This is a genomic window from Vibrio sp. 10N.222.49.A3, assembly GCF_041475145.1.
Lineage (GTDB): Bacteria > Pseudomonadota > Gammaproteobacteria > Enterobacterales > Vibrionaceae > Vibrio > Vibrio tasmaniensis_A.
In genome coordinates, this window is the sequence record NZ_JBFRVM010000187.1 from 1 (window position 1) to 236 (window position 236).

Consider the following 236-nt stretch of genomic DNA (forward strand, 5'->3'; position numbering starts at 1 on the left):
AAAATATCGCTCTGACCGGAGGCTCAGGCGCAGGGAAAAGCTTTCTGGTTCAAGAGATTGCCGAAACGGTTTACGCCATGGGCGGTAAAGTGTGGATCCTCGATAAAGGGGCCAGCTATAAAAAATTGACGCTCAGCCTTGGGGGGACGTACATGACGCACGCCAACATCTTCTTAAATCCCTTCACGCATTTAGGCGCCATGCAAAGTGCTGAGTTTGAGTTTGAGTTTGTGGAT

General features: G+C 49.6%; 1 protein-coding gene. It reads left to right on the plus strand.

Annotated features, from left to right (window positions below; translation table 11 throughout):
• A partial coding sequence (locus AB4589_RS22225) for a hypothetical protein (protein WP_372101697.1) occupies nt 1-236 on the plus strand: 236 nt, incomplete at both ends.